9 protein-coding genes are annotated in these 16610 nt (G+C 54.9%); 4 read left to right on the forward strand and 5 right to left on the reverse strand.

What is annotated here, in order from left to right; all coding sequences use genetic code 11:
• Window positions 1-115 precede the first annotated feature (115 nt).
• The gene (locus tag OB13_RS19865; RefSeq protein WP_461491925.1) at window positions 116-298 is read left to right on the forward strand and encodes a hypothetical protein; all 183 of its coding nucleotides are present in this window, start codon (window positions 116-118) and stop codon (window positions 296-298) included.
• Window positions 299-418: 120 nt separating this feature from the next.
• Window positions 419-997: an AraC family transcriptional regulator gene (locus OB13_RS19870; RefSeq protein ID WP_461491926.1), complete on the forward strand. Its 579-nt coding sequence runs from the start codon at window positions 419-421 to the stop codon at window positions 995-997.
• A 171-nt stretch (window positions 998-1168) separates the two neighbouring features.
• On the opposite strand, the gene OB13_RS19875 is transcribed toward OB13_RS19870, so the two are convergent.
• Window positions 1169-1582, reverse strand: a complete 414-nt coding sequence (locus OB13_RS19875) for a response regulator (RefSeq protein WP_461491927.1) — start codon at window positions 1580-1582, stop codon at window positions 1169-1171.
• Between the two features lie 2 nt (window positions 1583-1584).
• Entirely contained in the window at window positions 1585-4872 is a 3288-nt protein-coding gene (locus OB13_RS19880; protein ID WP_461491928.1) for a PAS domain S-box protein, read from the reverse strand.
• 394 nt (window positions 4873-5266) lie between these two features.
• Between OB13_RS19880 and OB13_RS19885 the strand changes: the two genes are divergently transcribed.
• Complete coding sequence (locus OB13_RS19885) at window positions 5267-7501, forward strand: heavy metal translocating P-type ATPase (protein WP_461491929.1); 2235 nt, start codon at window positions 5267-5269, stop codon at window positions 7499-7501.
• Window positions 7502-7535: 34 nt separating this feature from the next.
• Window positions 7536-7745 (forward strand): heavy-metal-associated domain-containing protein, encoded by a 210-nt coding sequence (locus OB13_RS19890; RefSeq protein ID WP_461491930.1) that lies wholly within the window; start codon window positions 7536-7538, stop codon window positions 7743-7745.
• A gap of 42 nt (window positions 7746-7787) precedes the next feature.
• On the opposite strand, the gene OB13_RS19895 is transcribed toward OB13_RS19890, so the two are convergent.
• The 3 genes from OB13_RS19895 to OB13_RS19905 form a co-directional block, all read right to left on the reverse strand.
• Window positions 7788-8180, reverse strand: a complete 393-nt coding sequence (locus OB13_RS19895) for a transmembrane 220 family protein (RefSeq protein WP_461491931.1) — start codon at window positions 8178-8180, stop codon at window positions 7788-7790.
• 122 nt (window positions 8181-8302) lie between these two features.
• A complete protein-coding gene (locus OB13_RS19900; RefSeq protein WP_461491932.1) occupies window positions 8303-9322 on the reverse strand; it encodes a PorP/SprF family type IX secretion system membrane protein in 1020 nt (339 codons plus the stop codon).
• Between the two features lie 5 nt (window positions 9323-9327).
• Window positions 9328-16569, reverse strand: coding sequence for an Ig-like domain-containing protein (locus tag OB13_RS19905; protein ID WP_461491933.1), 7242 nt, complete (start codon window positions 16567-16569; stop codon window positions 9328-9330).
• Between the last annotated feature and the right edge of the window lie 41 nt (window positions 16570-16610).

Raw genomic sequence — 16610 nt, forward strand, 5'->3', positions numbered from 1 at the left:
CAGGTATAGCAAGACTAACTTACAACAGCTGCTACAGAGAAGAAGCTTCAGCCAGGTGCACCAGTGACGATTTTTTGTTCGAGCGTTCAGCGAGTTCAAAAGCGTCTTGATTCTTTTGCTTACTTTTCTCATCAAGGAGAAAAGTGAGGCCCCGCCGGCCAGGCGAAGCTATGAAACAATACTAGTAGCAAGTCTGATGAACCACAGCTGCAAAGCAGGTATAGGTATAGGTATAGGTATAGGTATAGGTATAGGCGGCATCCAGGTAGGGTATAGAATTGTTTTGTTAGCTTTGTAAGCCAACGCCGCCTGCTGCTGCCGGACAACTTTTTCGCGTACGGGCTTGTTTCATGTAAAGCGTACGCATTGCCAAGCAGCATGGCTGTGTTTTGCCTGGAGTACCTAACGATCTACTAAAATGTCAGATAACTATACATTGCTTATCCGCAACATGGTATGTCCCCGCTGCCTGAAAGTGGTGACAGAAGAGCTCGAAAAGCTGCAGCTACCGCCTGTGGATGTACAACTGGGAAAGGTCGAGCTGGCTGCCGAGCCGGATGCACAACAACTCAGGCAGCTGAAAGAGGCACTCTTGCAAAATGGCTTTGAGCTGCTCGAGGACAAAAAGGCTGAACTGGTGGAGAAGGTAAAAATAGCGATCATTGAGCTGATCCGTTCCGGGGAAGTCGAAAACCTCACCACCAACATATCGGACTACCTCTCCGAAGCCATAGGCCGCGACTACCACTACCTGAGCAGCCTTTTCCCGGCAGAAGAAGGGGTGACGATTGCACGCTATGTGGTGCTGCAGAAGGTGGAGCGGGCAAAAGAGCTGCTGGCCTACAATGAGCTGAGCCTGAGCCAGATCAGTTACCGGCTCGGTTACAGCAGTGTGGCGCACCTGTCGGGCCAGTTCCGGCAGGTCACCGGTATGTCGCCGAGCGAGTATAAGAAAAGTGCCGTCCAGTCCCGCAAGCCCCTGGATCAGATCATCTAAAGCGGTAGGCCTATACCCGGTATACCGCCGCAAGCTATACCTTGAAGCGACCTGAGTTCGGGTGTTTAGCTAGAGCGCCGCCGGCGCCAGGTTTCGTACCGGGAGGATGGCCATACATACAATATGCCCCGGCCGCTTACAAAACGACCGGGGCATATTGTATGTATGGGATCAAACTTTTAACAGAAATTCTTCTTTGATAAAGCTCAGGATTTCGGGAGACAAGGGTTTGGAAAAAAACTCTTTTACTTCTTCGTGGCTTCTGGCACACAGAATGTCTTTTCGGTCTACGGCCGATGAAAGCATGAACAGGTTGCATTTCCTGGTAGCGGATTCAGGTAATTTCCGGTACTCATCTATAAAATTCCAGCCATCCATGCCCGGCATGTTGATGTCCAGGAAAATGAGATCGGGGAACTGATCTCCGGGTTGATCTACAGCAGCCTTCAAGAATGCAAGTGCTTCTTCAGCTGCCTGAAAACTAATAACCTCCTCTGCGAAATTCTCATTTCGGATGATACTTTCACATACAAAGTTATTTACCTCATCGTCATCAATCAGAATAACTCTTTTTAAAATATTCATCACTACACGTTGTATCTAAAGTATATATTAAAAGTAGTGCCCTGGTTTACCTGGCTGTCTACTTCTACCTTTCCGCCGAGCAGCTCTGCCTGCGTTTTGACCAGATGCAGGCCCAGCCCTCTTCCCTCTGTATGGGAATGGAAGCGCTTGTACAGCCCGAAGATCTTTTCTTTTTCTTTGCTAAGATCAATTCCCAGACCGTTATCGGACACGCTCAGACAAATATAATTAGGAATAGTGTAAGTTTTAAGTTCTAATTTCAACTTTCTGTCAGGCGATTTATATTTGATGGCATTCGAAATCAGATTGTGCATGATGCTGTGGATATAGCTGCGCACAGCAACCACACGTGGTGCTTCTTTGAAATCGTACTGAATATCAGCTACTATACCTGCCAGCTCTCCCGAAAGGCTGCCCAGAATATCTTTTAAAACAGCATCGAAAGCGACTTCTTCTCTTACCTTGTCCAGCTCACTTCTCAAGGTCAGGATGTCATTCAGATCCCGGATTGTGGTATCGAGCAGCCTGGCCGACTTGAAAAGGTTGTCAATGATGCGCGGGTTCATGGGCGATTCGGGCTTGTGCTTGTTGTAGATAGTAGTGAGCCCCAGTATGTTGGCGATCGGCGCGCGCAGGTTGTGCGACACGATATAGGCGAACTGCTGCAGGTTCTGGTTCTGCTTGAGCAGCTGGTCGGTCAGGTCAGCGCGCCTGGTTTCCGCTTCTTTGTACTGGGTCATGTCGGAGGCGGAGCCATCAAACCGGTATACCTCTCCCTGCGCGTTGCGCTTCGGGGACATGCGCACCATGAGCCATTTTTGCTGCTGATCTTTGGTCATGATCCGGAGCTCGTAATGCTGCCGCTCTCCGGCCATTACACGAGGTATGATTTGTCCGGTGAAAACCTCCCTGTCCTGCTCTATAACCGTTTTGAGCCACTTGTCCGGTTCTGTCAAAAATTCTTCTTCCGTATACCCTGTCAGTTCCCTGCATTGCGGACTGACATAGATAAGCCGTAGGGCCGCGTCTACCGAGAAGATGATCTCGGGAATATTTTCCAGGGTGGACTGCAGCAGATTTTTGGCTCGGAGTACTTCCTGCTCGGTATGCTTGCGCTCAGTGATATCCTGTACCGATCCGTGCAACCGGATCAGCCTGCCGTTGCCGTCAAACTCAGGTTCGAGGATCTCCTGCACCATGCGGGTGCTGCCATTGGTCCGTACGATACTGTGTTCTACAGACGCGATCCGGTTGTGCTCGGCAGCTTCATCGTAGGCACGTATCAGCAGCTCGCGCTCCGCTTCCGGTATAAACTGCAAGGCATTGTGGGGTGTAGGCCGGAAATCAGACCGGCTCACGCCATAAATTTCATACACGCTGTCCGACCAGCTAAGCGTTCCCTGGGTCAGATCCAGCTCCCAGTTGCCCAGCTGGGCCAGGTGCTGGGCGCGGGCCAGCTGCTCTTCGTTGCGTTTGATCGTTTCCAGGGCAAGTTTCCGTTCCGATATGTTGTGTATACTCAGCGATACGGCCAGTACCTTGTCACCCGGGCCCAACACGGGCCGGAGCGCGATCTCATGCCAGAAATCCCCGTTTCCGACTTCGTAGAGAATCGTTTCGCCCTGCATGGCCTTTGCATGCTGCGTGACCAGGTCGCCTGTCACCGCTTCGTCCACAAACTCCAGGATGCCCTGCCCGATGCGGATGTCCTTGAGAAGCAGATTTCGTACGTCCCGTTTCGCCACTGCATTGTACATCATGATCTTCAAGGATTTGTCGAGCAGGTAGGTGGCCTGGGGCGAGCTGTCAAGAAGAGCCCTCAGATTGGCTTCGCTTTTGATGAGTTGTTCCTGCGCGTCCCGTTGGTCGGTGATGTCGATCATGGTCCCGTTCCAGGTAACATGGCCGTTTCCCTTCAGCGTGGGCAGCCCGTGCGCCTGCACCCACTTCCATTTACTGGTCTGTGGCAGATTGATCCGGAACACCGCCACCAGGGGCGAAAGACTCCGGTAAGAGGCAAAGATCGCCTGCTGTACCTGCACCGCATCCTGCCGGTGGATATGCCTGTAAAGCGAAGCAGCAGCAGCATAGACCTCGTCCGGCGCAATATGGAAAAGCTCCCGGATGCCTTCACTGATGAAGGTAAAGGTATAGTCCGTAGCATTGGTCATGTGCAACTGGAAAACAGCCCCCGGAATGCTGGAACTGATTTCGAGCAGCTGTGTTTCGCTTCGCTGGAGCTTCTCGAGGGCCAGCTGCCGCTCGTGCACATTCACCGCGACCACCAGGCGGTGGTGGCTGCCGCCGACTACTGGAAGCGCGTCTGAATTTACCTCTACATCAAATATACTTCCGTCTTTTCGTTTGTGGCGCCCTTTAAAGAAATGCGAGCTGTGCATGTCCAGCGTGAGCAGCTGCTGATTCAGCCGCACGACCTCCTCTTCCGGCCACAGATCCTGTAAGGAAAGACTCAGGAATTCCTGTTTGCTGTAGCCGTACTCTTTGGTGGCGGCAGCATTTACTTCCAGAAACCGGAGCGTATGCTGATCCATCACCCAAGAGGGCAGGGGGTTGTGGTCAAACAGCTTTTTATACTGCGTCTGGCTCTCAAACAAGGCTTTCTGAAGCTGTTGTCGCTCCTTTATTTCGGTGTTCAGAAACAGGTTATCCTGCCGGAGGCGGTAAATGATATGGCGGAGAAGCAGCAGCGTGATGAGGGCCACGATAAAGGTAAGCGCCAGCAGGAGCTTGTGGCTATCCACAAAAGAGGCCACGGAAGCCATGGCCTCTTCCCCGCTCTGTCGGGCAGCCCTGCGAATGCCAGTACTCAGCAGGTTGAGCTGGCTCTGGTGTTGCTGGTATTCCGGCGTGATCACTTTGCTGTTGAACTTCAGTGCATCCCGGATATTCCCATCCCGGCTCAGGTCAATCAGGTGGCTGATCAGGGTGTCGTGGACCGCACGTTCTGCTTCGAAGCGGGACAGTATGGCCCTGTGTGCGCTGTTGCTGAGCAATTGCTTGAGCTCCTGCAGGTTCTTTTTGCTGACAGCCTGGGTAGCGCGGATCTCGTGTTCATACTCTGCCTTTTCAGCGGTACTGGCAGCTGTCAGATGCAGCAGGATGGCTTTGTGGATGGTGCTCTCGTTGTCATGCAGGGCATCGATATACTCCAGTTCGAAGAGGGCATCGGACACGTACTGGTCCTGGTCCAGCTGCACCTGGCGCGCCTGAAACAAAGTAAAGGAGATAACACAGACCAAGGTCACCAACAGGCCGGAAAAAGCCAGCAATACGTATTTTATTGTCCGGGAGCTGTGTCGGGAAAGTGCGAATTTGTTTGTGTTCAACATTTGGACCAATGCCTGTTGCTAAAAATAGAATAGCCGAAAGGCCGGCTGAATTTTTTTAAATTCTGTCAGGTAAGACAGGGCCGTGACGCACTTCTACTTCCATGAACAGGTATAGCAAAATTTACAAGGTGTTTAGTTCCCCAAATAAGCTAAGAAAACAACTATATAGGTATACACCTGAAATAGGTACGTTCCGCAGCTGCTCAGGTATTTCTTAGGGAGGAAAACAGATCAAAAATCTATAAACCTTTGCCCGGATTCTGTAACGCCGTCGGGCGGGGTAGGTTGTACCTTTGTAATGTTGGGATTGAACCCATCCTTAAAGATGCATACGATGGAAACTATATTAAAAGATACCTATAAAAAAACAACATTCCCGGTGGAGGGGATGACCTGTGCCTCCTGTGCCTCCAGCATCGAGAGCATGCTGCGGACGGTGGAGGGCGTGCAGGAGGCAAGCGTGAACTTCGCTGGCAAAACGGTGCAGGTTGCCTTTCAGCCCGAGCAGGTAAATCCTGCGCAGCTGCGGGACACGCTCCACGAGATCGGATTTGACTTGCTGATAGACGAGCATACCACAGAAGAACTGGAGGAACGGCAGGCGGCGTCGCTTGTTGCACTCAAAACCAAGACGATCGTGGCGGCGGTGCTGGCTTTCCCGGTCTTTGTGCTGGGAATGTTCTTTCACGATGCCTTCAGCTGGGGCAACTGGGCGATGCTAGCCCTGACAACGCCGGTGCTGCTGTGGGCCGGGCGGCATTTCTTTGTCAATGCCTGGGGACAAGCCAAGTACATGCGGGCCAACATGGACACCCTGGTGGCGCTGAGTACAGGTATAGCCTTTGCTTTCAGTGTTTTCAATACCGTTTATCCTGCCTTTTTCCTGAGCCGGGGCATGATGCCCCATGTATATTATGAGGCGGTGGCTGTCATCATTGCCTTTATCCTACTGGGCAAATACCTGGAAGAGGGAGCCAAGAACCGGAGTTCTGCCGCCATCAAAAAGCTGATGGGCCTGCAGCCCAAGACCGTGCGGGTGCTGCGCGAAGGTGGCGAAGCCGAGATCAGGATAGAAGAAGTGCAGGTAGGAGACCGCGTGCTGATGCTGCCCGGAGACCGTGTCCCGGTGGACGGGGAAGTGGTGGCCGGTACCTCGTATGTGGATGAGAGCATGCTGAGCGGAGAGCCGCTGCCCGTGCAGAAGCAGCCGGGGGATACCCTGTTTGCCGGCACCATCAACCAGAAAGGCAGCCTGCAGCTCATCGCCCGTAAGACCGGCGGCGAGACCATGCTGGCGCACATCATCAAAATGGTACAGGAAGCGCAGGGCAGCAAAGCCCCTGTCCAGAAGCTGGTGGATAAGATTGCCGGTATCTTCGTACCGGTGGTACTGGTCATTGCGGTGCTTACGTTTGTGGCCTGGCTGGTGCTGGGCGGAGAGGCTTACCTGTCGCAGGCGCTGGTGTCCATGATCTCGGTCTTGGTGATCGCCTGTCCCTGTGCGCTGGGCCTGGCTACCCCGACGGCGATCATGGTAGGTGTAGGAAAAGGGGCCGAGAACGGCATTCTGATCAAAGACGCCGAAAGCCTGGAGCACGCCTACAAAGCCAATGTGATCCTGCTGGATAAAACCGGTACCATCACCGTGGGCAAACCCTCTGTGACCGATGTGGTGTGGGCCCGGGACACGGAAAGGCAACAGGAACTGGAACAATTATTCTTCTCGATGGAGGCCAAATCGGAGCACCCGATCGCGCAGGCCATCTATACCTTCTACAAAGAAAAAGGGCTGCAGGTGCGCGAACCCGCGTATTTCAATAGCCTGACCGGTCTAGGTATAGAAGCCGAATTTGAAGGGGAAAGCTTCCTGGCAGGCAATGAGAAACTCCTGCGACAGCAAGGGGTCCAACTGCCGGAGTCCCTGCTGGAAGCAGCACGGACCTTGCAGCAGGATGCGAAAACAGCCATCTTCTTTGCCAGCAGAAAGCAGGCGCTGGCCGTTTTCGCTGTGAGCGATCCCATCAAAGCTGATGCCGCCAAAGGGATACAGCGTATGAAGGATGCCGGACTGGAGGTATACATGCTCACCGGTGACAACGTGCAGACAGCCGAAGCAGTGGCACGGCAGGTAGGTATAACGCACTATGAGGCAGAGCTGCTGCCCGATGACAAAGCTTCCTTTGTGAAGAAGCTGCAGGCAGAAGGCAAGGTGGTGGCCATGGTGGGGGACGGCATCAACGATGCCCAGGCGCTGGCCACGGCAGATGTCAGCATCGCGATGGGCCATGGTACGGACGTAGCCATGGATGTGGCCGGCATTACGCTGATGCGTTCTGACCTGGTGCAGGTGGCATCCGCCATGAAACTTTCGCGGGCAACGGTGCAGACTATCAAGCAGAACCTGTTCTGGGCCTTCTTCTACAACGTGATCTGTATACCTGTAGCGGCCGGATTGCTATACCCGTTCACCGGTTTCCTGCTCAACCCGATGGTGGCAGGTGCTGCTATGGCGCTCAGTTCTGTATCCGTCGTGAGTAACAGTTTACGCCTGAGAGGGAAAAGACTCTAAAATAAATTCTATTAGTTAATTAATTATGTTAAATATGAAAACCTATAAATTCAAAACGACAATCAATTGCGGAAGCTGCATTCGGGCCGTGACGCCTCACCTGAATAAGCTGGAAGGTGTGCAGGAGTGGAAAGTAGATACCGATAACCCGGACAAAGTGCTGGAAGTGACTTCGGATAGCCTGGACGCCCAGACCATCCAAAGCACAGTGGAAAAAGCAGGCTTTAAGGCAGAACAGCTATAATCCCGCTTTCATACTTCTAGAGAAAAGGGCTGACTGAGCATATCAGTTAGCCCTTTTGTTTGCTTTAAAGGAGGTATGCTGCGGGTGCAAGCTAACACTGCTTTTGGTCAGAAAGGCGTACACGAGCATGGTCAGGCTGCACAGTGCCAGCCCGAGTGACTCCCGGCCTTCCTCTATGTTTTTGATATCGCCCCCGCCGATGGCAAGTCCTTCCCATTGGTCCGGCCAGAAATAGACGGCACCGACCGCGAAGGCCACGAAAGCCAGTAACAACACCGCCCGGCTGATCCTGTTAAAAGCGGTGAGAAAGCTGAGGATAGCAGCGGCAAGATAGGTCGCAATCCAGGGTATAGCATCCGGGTCATTGTACTGCAAAGCCGCAAAAACGATAAAGCAGATACCCAGCAAGGTGGGCAGAATTTGTTTGAGCGTCATACGTGTCGGGGTTTTAATGCCTATACTTTAATCAGGTACAAAGGTTATGGGATTTTGGAGGTTGGTGTTAATACAAAAGAGCAGCCGATAGCTGCTCTTTTGATTGTGTTATATATAGCTGACTACCAGGCCCATTGCGGGCAAAGGACCCGGGAGGTATTGCGTAATTTGAAACCCAGTACCACTTCATGGCTGCCTGTGTTCGAGGAACCCAGGGGAGAAGTGCTGGCGTCGTAGGAGTAGCTCAGGTCCAGCAGGTAGCTGATGTTAATGCCTGCCATCGCGGCCACCGATTCGTTGTGACGGTACGATGCAGCAGCCCAAATCCTGTCGCCATAGATCGCCTTCAGGGTAGCATCCACCGATACCGGGCTGGGCTGCGCTACTTTCACCATCACCGACGGGATCAGCGCCAGTCCGGGGGCCACATCCAGGCGGTAACCGCCTGTGACAAAGTAGTGTTGCTGCAGCTTTCCGCTGCTGTCGTCGGCCTGGCCGGAAGAGAGGAATTCACGTTTGCTTGGTACCAGCTGCGTACCTGCCACACCCAGGTAATAGTTATAGGAGTAAAGCCACAGGCCCATGTTCAGGTCAAACTTGGCCTCGTTCACGCGGCCGTCCATGATGGCGGGGTCATTGGGGTTGATCACCCGTACCTGATTCGGATCCAGACTATACTGGGTTACGCCCGGTGCTACGCCGGCTGCAACCCGGAGCGTACGGGAGAGGGGTTGGTGGTAGGCATAGCTCAGGTTCAGGCTGCTGCGCTTCAGCGGGCCTGTCGCAGTAGACATTGCCATCGCGCCCAGCCCGTGGTGGGGGCGAATACGGCGGTAAGTAGTTGGCTTCTTTTTGGTCGTAGCTTCTTTGGGAAGCACCCTGGAGCGCTGGGCTTTGGCGGCCGGATTCATGTCTTTCATAATGGGCATATGAAAGGTAGCATAGTACGAAACAGGGGCTCCTTCCAGTCCGGACCACTGGTGCCGGGTTCCCAATTTCACATCTGCGTAATCCTCTATACCGGTGATGGCCGGATTGAGCAGGTAATTGTTGAGCGTGTACTGGGTGTACTGTGGCTTCTGTTGCGCAACCGTCTGTGAGGCAACCAAAAGCACCAATCCTAAAGCTAAAAGTTTATTCATATAGATTATTTAACGATCGTCACACTTCCTGAAAGCGGTTTTTCTTTGTTATCCAGCTGGATGATGTAGTAATAAGTCGCCAGCGGTAGTTCCTGTCCTTTGTAGGTGCCATCCCATTGCTGCTTGTAGCCGTCCGAGGTAAAGACCACATTGCCCCACTGATTAAATATCTGCACCCTGCAGTTCGGATATTGTTCAATGTTGAGGATCTCCCAGGTATCGTTGATGCCATCGCGGTTAGGGGTAAAGGTGTTGGGCACATACACAAGCTCCTGTACCGTCACTGTCATCCTGGCGGTAGACACACAACCGGCCGCTGTTGTCGCGGTAACCGTGTAGGTAGTCGTCACTTCCGGATTAGCCAGCGGGTTTGCTATGTTCGGGTCATTGAGGCCCAGGGCCGGCGACCAGGTATAGGTGGTGCCGCCGCTTGCCTGCAACTGTACCGTGCGGCCTTTTATAGTGGTCACATCCAGCCCGGCGTTCGCGGTCGGTGGCGTTACGGTTACCGTGACAGCCCTGCGCTCACTGGCACAGGAAAGCGCTACTTCCTGCACGTAATAAGTGGTGGTGCTGTTGAGGGAAGGGGTAGTAAAGCTCTCGCCGGTTTTGACCGGGTTGCCGCCTGTTGCTACGGTATACCACTCAAGTCTGCCGCCTTTGCCGGTAGCTGTCAGGGTCGTGCTGGTGCCGGGGCAGATGGTTAGGCCATCGGCAACCGGCGTAGCCGGAAGTGGCGTAACCGTCATCATCACTGCATCGCTCACCAGCCTGTCGCAGGACTCGGAAGTCACGACCCGCCTGAACCAGGTGGTCTGTGTCAGGGCAGCAGGGGCGTATTCCTGCTTGTTGTTGGCGCCGGGTGCCGTCCTATAGCCTTTGTCAGGACCGCTTGTGCTGCTCTCCCACAGGAAGGTATAGCTGCCGCTTCCGCCTGTTGGCAAGGTGCCTGTGAGGACAGACGGCGCCGTTCCGTAACAGATGGTCTGGCTGGTGCTGATCTTGTTGTTGGCCATCGGAGGCTTCACGCTGATATGCACCGCTGCGCTGGTATCCGGGTTAGGGCCTGACACCACCACGCGCCTGAACCAGGTTGACTGGGTGAGGGCTGCCGGGCTGTAGTCCTGGCTGGTACTGGCACCGGAAGCAGTCACAAAGCCTGTTTTCGCTCCTTTGGTGCTGGCTAACCACAGGTACTGGTATTGCCCGTTTCCGCCTTCCGGCTGGGAGCCCTGCAGGGTAGCTGGCTTGTTGCCGGCGCAGATCACTTGGTCAGTGCGGATGTTATTGTTGGTCACCCCCATCAGTACATCGATCAGTACCGGCTCCGATGCACTTTCACAGCCACCGGACAGTGCACGGCGTCTGAACCAGGTTGGCTCCTGCTGTGCCTGCGGGCTGTAGTGGCGGCTGCTGTTCACGCCGGCTGCCGGTTGATACCCACTGTGCTGGCTAGCGCTGCTTTCCCATACATAGGTATAGGTATCCGGTCCGGCACCACCGGCCGGGAGTGAGCCTGTGAGCGGAGCCGGCGTCTGTCCGGCATAGATGCTCTGCTTCAGTCCGATGCTATTGCTGGTTATAGCCGGCGACACGGTGATCGTCACCGTATTGGATATATGAGTGCAGGGACCCGATTCTACCACCCGTCTGTAGGACGTGGTGGAGGTGAGTACACCTGGTGCCAACTCAGCGGTCTGGCTGTTGTTCACCTTGCGGAACACGCCGTCCGCACCAGCAGCTTCCCAGTAATAGGTATAGCTGCCGTTGCCCCCTGCAGGCGCTGTTCCGGTTAGTTTGGCCGGAGCGCTTCCTGTACAGATGACCTGGTTTTGTGAAATGGTATTGTTGGCGATGACCTCATTCACGATCACACGGATCGCTTCTGATACATGCGCACAGGCCCCGGCTGTCACCTTGCGGCGGAACCAGGTGGTCTGGGTGAGCTTGCCCGCCTGGTAGTGGATGCCGTTGTTTATACCGGCTGCCGGTTCAAAATCTTTGCCCGAGCCGTCGGTTTTGCTTTCCCACAGGTATACCGGGTTTTCATTGCCGCCTGCCGGGCGCGCTGCCACCAACTGGGCCGGTGCTTCGCCCGCACAGATCGTTTGCTCTTTGGTCGTAATGGTGTTGTTGGTGATGAGGGGTTGCACGACGATCTCCAGCGCTTCACTCACAGACTGCGCACAAGGAGCCGAGTACACGATCCTTCTGAACCAGGTACGCTCGGTCATCGGCGCCGGTGCCGTATAGTCCGGCTGCGTGTTGGTGCCGGCTGCCGGGGAGAAGTTTGCACCATCTCTGCTGCTTTCCCACAGGTAGGTATAGCTGCCTGCTCCGCTGCCACCAACAGGCTGTGTACCTTTGAGGGTACCCAGAACATCACCCGAGCAAAGAGTCGCCTGGTCGGTAGTTATGCTGTTTTGGCTGATGGCCGGAAGTACCTCCACTTTAATTGCCGCACTAGAATGGGCCGCACAGGGTCCGGAAGAAACGACTCTTCGGAACCAGGTGGTTTTCTGCAGGGCAGTTGGCTGGAAAGAAGCAGCCGTAGCGCCTGCTATCGGGCTGAAGCCTCCGTTCGGGCCGGATTCACTGCTTTCCCAACGGTAGGTATAGGTGCCTGCGCCACCGCCGCCAGCTGGTTCGGAGCCTGTAATGGCCGCCGGGCGTTGACCAGCGCAGATCGGTGCAGCCGCTGCTGTGATCGTATTGTTGGAAATATTTCGGTTAACTGTCACCGTTACTGCTTTGCGCTCACTGCTGCCACAGCCGTTCACATTCACAGCTTCTACATAATAGGTCGTCGTCTCGTTCAGTGCAGCTGTCTCAAAACTGTAGCCTTCGTATAGGTTTTTTTCTGCTGAGGCGCTGGTATACCAACGGAAGGTGTTGGTAGTAGTGCTGTTCACAGTTAGAGTGGCGGTACTGCCTTCGCAAATGGTGACAGGTGCCACAACCGGAGCGACGGGCAGGTCCACTACCGTCACTTCCACCACGCCGGAGTTGCTGATACAAGCCCCGGATACGACTTCACGCATGTACCAAGTCGTGTTTGTCAGCGCGGCCGGGCTGGTATAGTCCTGGGCGGTGTTGTTGCCAGGAGCAGGCTCAAACGTGGCATTGGGTCCAGTGGTATTGTAGAGCCAGCGATAGGTATAGCTGCCGTTGCCACCAGCCGGGTGCGCGCCGGATAGAGTAGCTGCCGATTGGCCCTTGCAAAGGATCTGCTGGCCGGCGATGGCAATTGTGTTTTGGGCGATAGCCGGCTGCACCGTGATCTGTATTTCGTTGCTGATGCTCTCGCCACACGGGCCACCTGTTACTACCCGTCGGTACCACATGGTTCTGTCGTTGATCTGCGGGGTATAGTTGAGGCCGTTGTTGGTGCCGGTAGCCGGTCCGTAGGTGCCGCTTTCCGCGCGCATCTCCCATCTGTAGGTCTTCTCATCCGTGCCGCCCACTGGTGTGCTGCCTACAATAACGGCCGGTGCTGTCCCGCTGCAGATGGTCGTTTGCTCCACAGAGATTGTATTGGCTGTGATCGGTTTGATCACTTTCACCTCGATGGCTGCACTCACCATTTCTGCGCAGGCACCGGAAGTGACTTTGCGTCGGAACCAGGTGGTCTGGTTCAGGATGCCCGGGCTATAGTGCTGTTCCCGGCTATTGCCGCCGGCCGCTGCAAAGCTGCCGCTGGCACCGGTGGTGCTGCTTTCCCAGGTATAGGTATACGCCCCGGTGCCGCCGGCAGGCTGGCTGCCCTTCAGCATAGCTGCTTCGCTGCCTTCGCACATCGGCGCTATACCTGTAATGGTGTTGTTAGCTAGCACAGGCGTTACTTTGACTTCTACTGCAGCAGAGGTGTTGGAGCATCCGGCAGAGAGCACGGTTCTTCTGTACCAGGTCGTGCGAGTCAGCGCAGCCGGCTGGTAGTCTTTGCCGGTAGCGCCACTGATCGCTTCAAAACCGGTTGTAGCGCTGGTCACACTGCTTTCCCAGCGGTAGGTATAGCTATTGTTTCCGTCGGCAGGTTCGGAGCCATTGATAGGAACTGGTGTCTGACCGGCGCAGATCAACGCGACTTGCTGCAATGAATTATTAGCCAGCGCCGGCAGGATGGTGACTGGAACCGCTACGACTGGGCTGTAGCAGCCATTGGTTGCGGCACGCACATAGTAAGTGGTAACACCTTCAGGCAGGGCATCGGTCGTAAAGCTTTTGGTCGTGGCGATCAGTCGGGTGGTGGCTGCGTCAGCGAACCACTCGTAGCTGCCTGCGTTTCCTTCTGCCACCAGGGTCGCGGTGCTGCCCGCGCCGCAAAGCGTAACAGGAGCTACAACAGGAGCCGGCGTAGGAGGGTATACAGTCACTTTTACAGCTGTCCGGGTGCTGGTACAGCCTCCTTCGATCGTAGTTTGCACATAGTACGTGGTGGTTTTATCTAAGACAGGAGTCAGGTAGGCTTCTCCTGTATATAACACATTGCCTCCGGTAGCTTGGGCATACCAGGTCACGGTCCCCTTCGGGTTCTGTACACGAAGGGTAGCGCGGCTTCCCGGGCAGATGGTAGACACGTTTTGTACCGTTGGCGAAGCAGGCAAGCTATTCACTGTCACCTGTACCTGGTCGCTGGTTTCGCAGCTGCCGGTGCCGTAGGTATAGGTCAGCGTGAAGGTGCCTGCTGCAGCCGGATTGAACGTGCCATCTGCTGCAACATGGGCTGACCCGCTCCATTTGCCGCCTGCTGGAGAACCTCCCAGCTTGAATGTGCCGCTGTTGAGGCAAACGGTGCGGTCATCGCCTGCCTGAACTACATGAGGCTCCGTAACGGTCACCAGTACCTGATCCGTATTTACACAGCCAGCCGCATTGGTGAAGGTATAGGTCAGTTCAAATGTGCCTGTACCGGCTGCTGTAAAAGTACCCTCCGGCGTAACATGCGCGCCACTCCAGGTACCGCCTGCCGGGCTACCCTGCAGTTTCGTTGGCACGGGCCTGTCGCAGAGCGTCCTATCTTCGCCCGCCTTTACTTCGGGCAATGGATTGACTTTGATTGTAACGGTAGCGGTACTGGTACAGCCTGTTTTTTCATCCGTACCCGTCACAGTATAGGTCGTCGTAACAGCTGGTGTAGCCACTACACGGGCGCCAGAAGTCCCACTCAGACCGGCCGCCGGGGACCAGGTATAGCGGTCGGCACCGGAGGCCGTGAGGGTGGCAGTGCCCTGGCCGATGCAGATTTCACCTGCATCCGTTGCCACGCTGACAGTGGGTGGCGTATTGACTTCCACGATAAAGGTCGTCGTCGCAGTACAGCCGGTGTCACTGTTTTTGCCTGTCACGGTATAAGTGGTGGTCATCGCAGGGGAGGCCGTCACGCTGCTGCCGGTCGTGGCGCTCAGGCCGGTTGCCGGAGACCAGGTATAGGTATCGGCTCCCGTCGCCGAAAGCGTCGTATTTTCACCTACGCAAAGGGCTGCTTTAGGCGCTGTCACCACTACTTCCGGAATCGCATCGATCGTAATGAGTTGGGTGGCTGCTTCAGATACACCGCATTCGTTAAGGGCGCTCACGCGGACTTCGTACGTGCCAGATTCCGTAAATTTGATCGTTGGATAAGCGGAGCTGGCGCTGGTGCCGGATGTGAATTCCGTCGCACCCGGGCCGGAGACATCCCAGCGATAGCTGCTTATTTGTCCTGCCTGGGCATCATATACTGGCAGGTGGTTCTTGTCATTACCTGAAAAAGAGATGGTCTGCGGACCGCAGTAGGTTTTGGCCGCCGGCAGGGTGGCAAGCGGTTTGTGTACCACCGTAATTTGGGTTTCCTTGCGACTGATGGCCGAACACACGCTGCTGGCTACCAAAGCTACGGTATAGGTACCTGATTTGGTGAAGCTGAAAACCGGGTTTTGGGAATTGGCATCTGTGCCTTCCGCAAAACTCCAGCCCTCCGGAGCAGAAACCTGCCAGGTATAGCGCAGGTCCGTGCCGGTAGACTGGTTTTGAGCCCGGTAGACAGAGGGGGCGCAATTGCCCTCCGCCGGCAGCAGCTCAAAGGCGGCTTTGGGTATATCATTTACGACGATGATCTGCTCTTTCACACTGGGTACGCAGGTCGAGTTGGGATCCAGGGGAGAGGCGGTCAGGCGTACAACGTACTCTCCGAGCTGGTTGAACTTAACACTAGGTGAAAAGGTCGCATCGGTACCTCCTGTAAATTCCCAACCCGTAGCCGGGAAGATCTCCCACTTCACTTTGTACTTGTCTGTTCTGGACGAAGCGTCATACCCGCTTTTTGTCTTGTCCTGAAACTTTACGGGTTCGCCCAGGCATACATTGCCGATCGCAAAGTCCGCGATAGGCCCTTCTGAGATCCGGATGCCGGTGAAAGTAGCAATGGAATTGTTGCAGGGGTTGGTGGCCGTGCCCTTCAGTGTAAAGCCGTTGGGCTTGTCTTTGGAAGATTTGGTGAAGGTATGGCGGAGAATGCGGTCTGCAGGAAGTTCCGGGTGCTTGTAGGTAATGGCGGGCGTGCCATCGTCAAACTGAAAGGTATAGACGGTGTGGGGAGAGTTACCCTCCACGCCGGTAATTTTAAAGTCGAAGGTTGCCGGGGCGCAGCTGGTATTGTTGCCGTCACTCGTAATGCCCAGCCCCGGGTTGCTGCCGATGAACACCTGCTCGGTCGAGGTGCCCACGCAGCCGTTTGCATCCGTAGCGGTCACCACGATCGTGAACAGGCCGGCAGCGGTATAAACGTGGCTGGCCCGCTCAAAGTTTTTGCCGTAGGTGTTGGTTTTGCCATCTCCCCATTGGATGGTATAGCCGGTGTTGGTCGCTTTGGTCTGGGAGGTGTTCTCTACTTCCAGATTAAAGGAGGCGGCATTGCCGGTATAGCTGCAGTAGGTAAAATCAAAATTCGGATCCTCTATGCTGGCGTCCGGTTGCTGGTATACCTGGAAGGGAGCAGACGTACTGGTGCAGCCGTCCCCAGAAATTGTTGTGACCGAATAACTACCCGCTGCCTGTACCGTAATACTACGGCTTGTCGCTCCGTTGGACCAGGTATAGCTGGCGGCTTCGGAGGCTGTCAACACCACCTGCCCGTTCTGACAGAGCGTGGAGGAGCCCGAAACAGTTATAGTTGTCGTGCAGCTTTGCGCCAGGACGTCGGGTCCCGTGCATAGCAGATAAAACAGGGTGAGTACTAAGGAGATAGCACTCTTATTCACCAGCTGCATATGGAATGTGTAAAGGTTTGGTATAGGTTTCGGGTTAATGT

This window comes from Pontibacter sp. HJ8 (assembly GCF_054824225.1).

Bases quoted from the DNA above. Each gene is read 5' to 3' on its own strand.
- OB13_RS19895 (WP_461491931.1), bottom strand. From the start codon at position 8,180: ATGACGCTCAAACAAATTCTGCCCACCTTGCTGGGTATCTGCTTTATC.
- OB13_RS19905 (WP_461491933.1), bottom strand. From the start codon at position 16,569: ATGCAGCTGGTGAATAAGAGTGCTATCTCCTTAGTACTCACCCTGTTT.
- OB13_RS19890 (WP_461491930.1), top strand. From the start codon at position 7,536: ATGAAAACCTATAAATTCAAAACGACAATCAATTGCGGAAGCTGCATT.
- OB13_RS19875 (WP_461491927.1), bottom strand. From the start codon at position 1,582: ATGAATATTTTAAAAAGAGTTATTCTGATTGATGACGATGAGGTAAAT.
- OB13_RS19885 (WP_461491929.1), top strand. From the start codon at position 5,267: ATGGAAACTATATTAAAAGATACCTATAAAAAAACAACATTCCCGGTG.
- OB13_RS19900 (WP_461491932.1), bottom strand. From the start codon at position 9,322: ATGAATAAACTTTTAGCTTTAGGATTGGTGCTTTTGGTTGCCTCACAG.
- OB13_RS19870 (WP_461491926.1), top strand. From the start codon at position 419: ATGTCAGATAACTATACATTGCTTATCCGCAACATGGTATGTCCCCGC.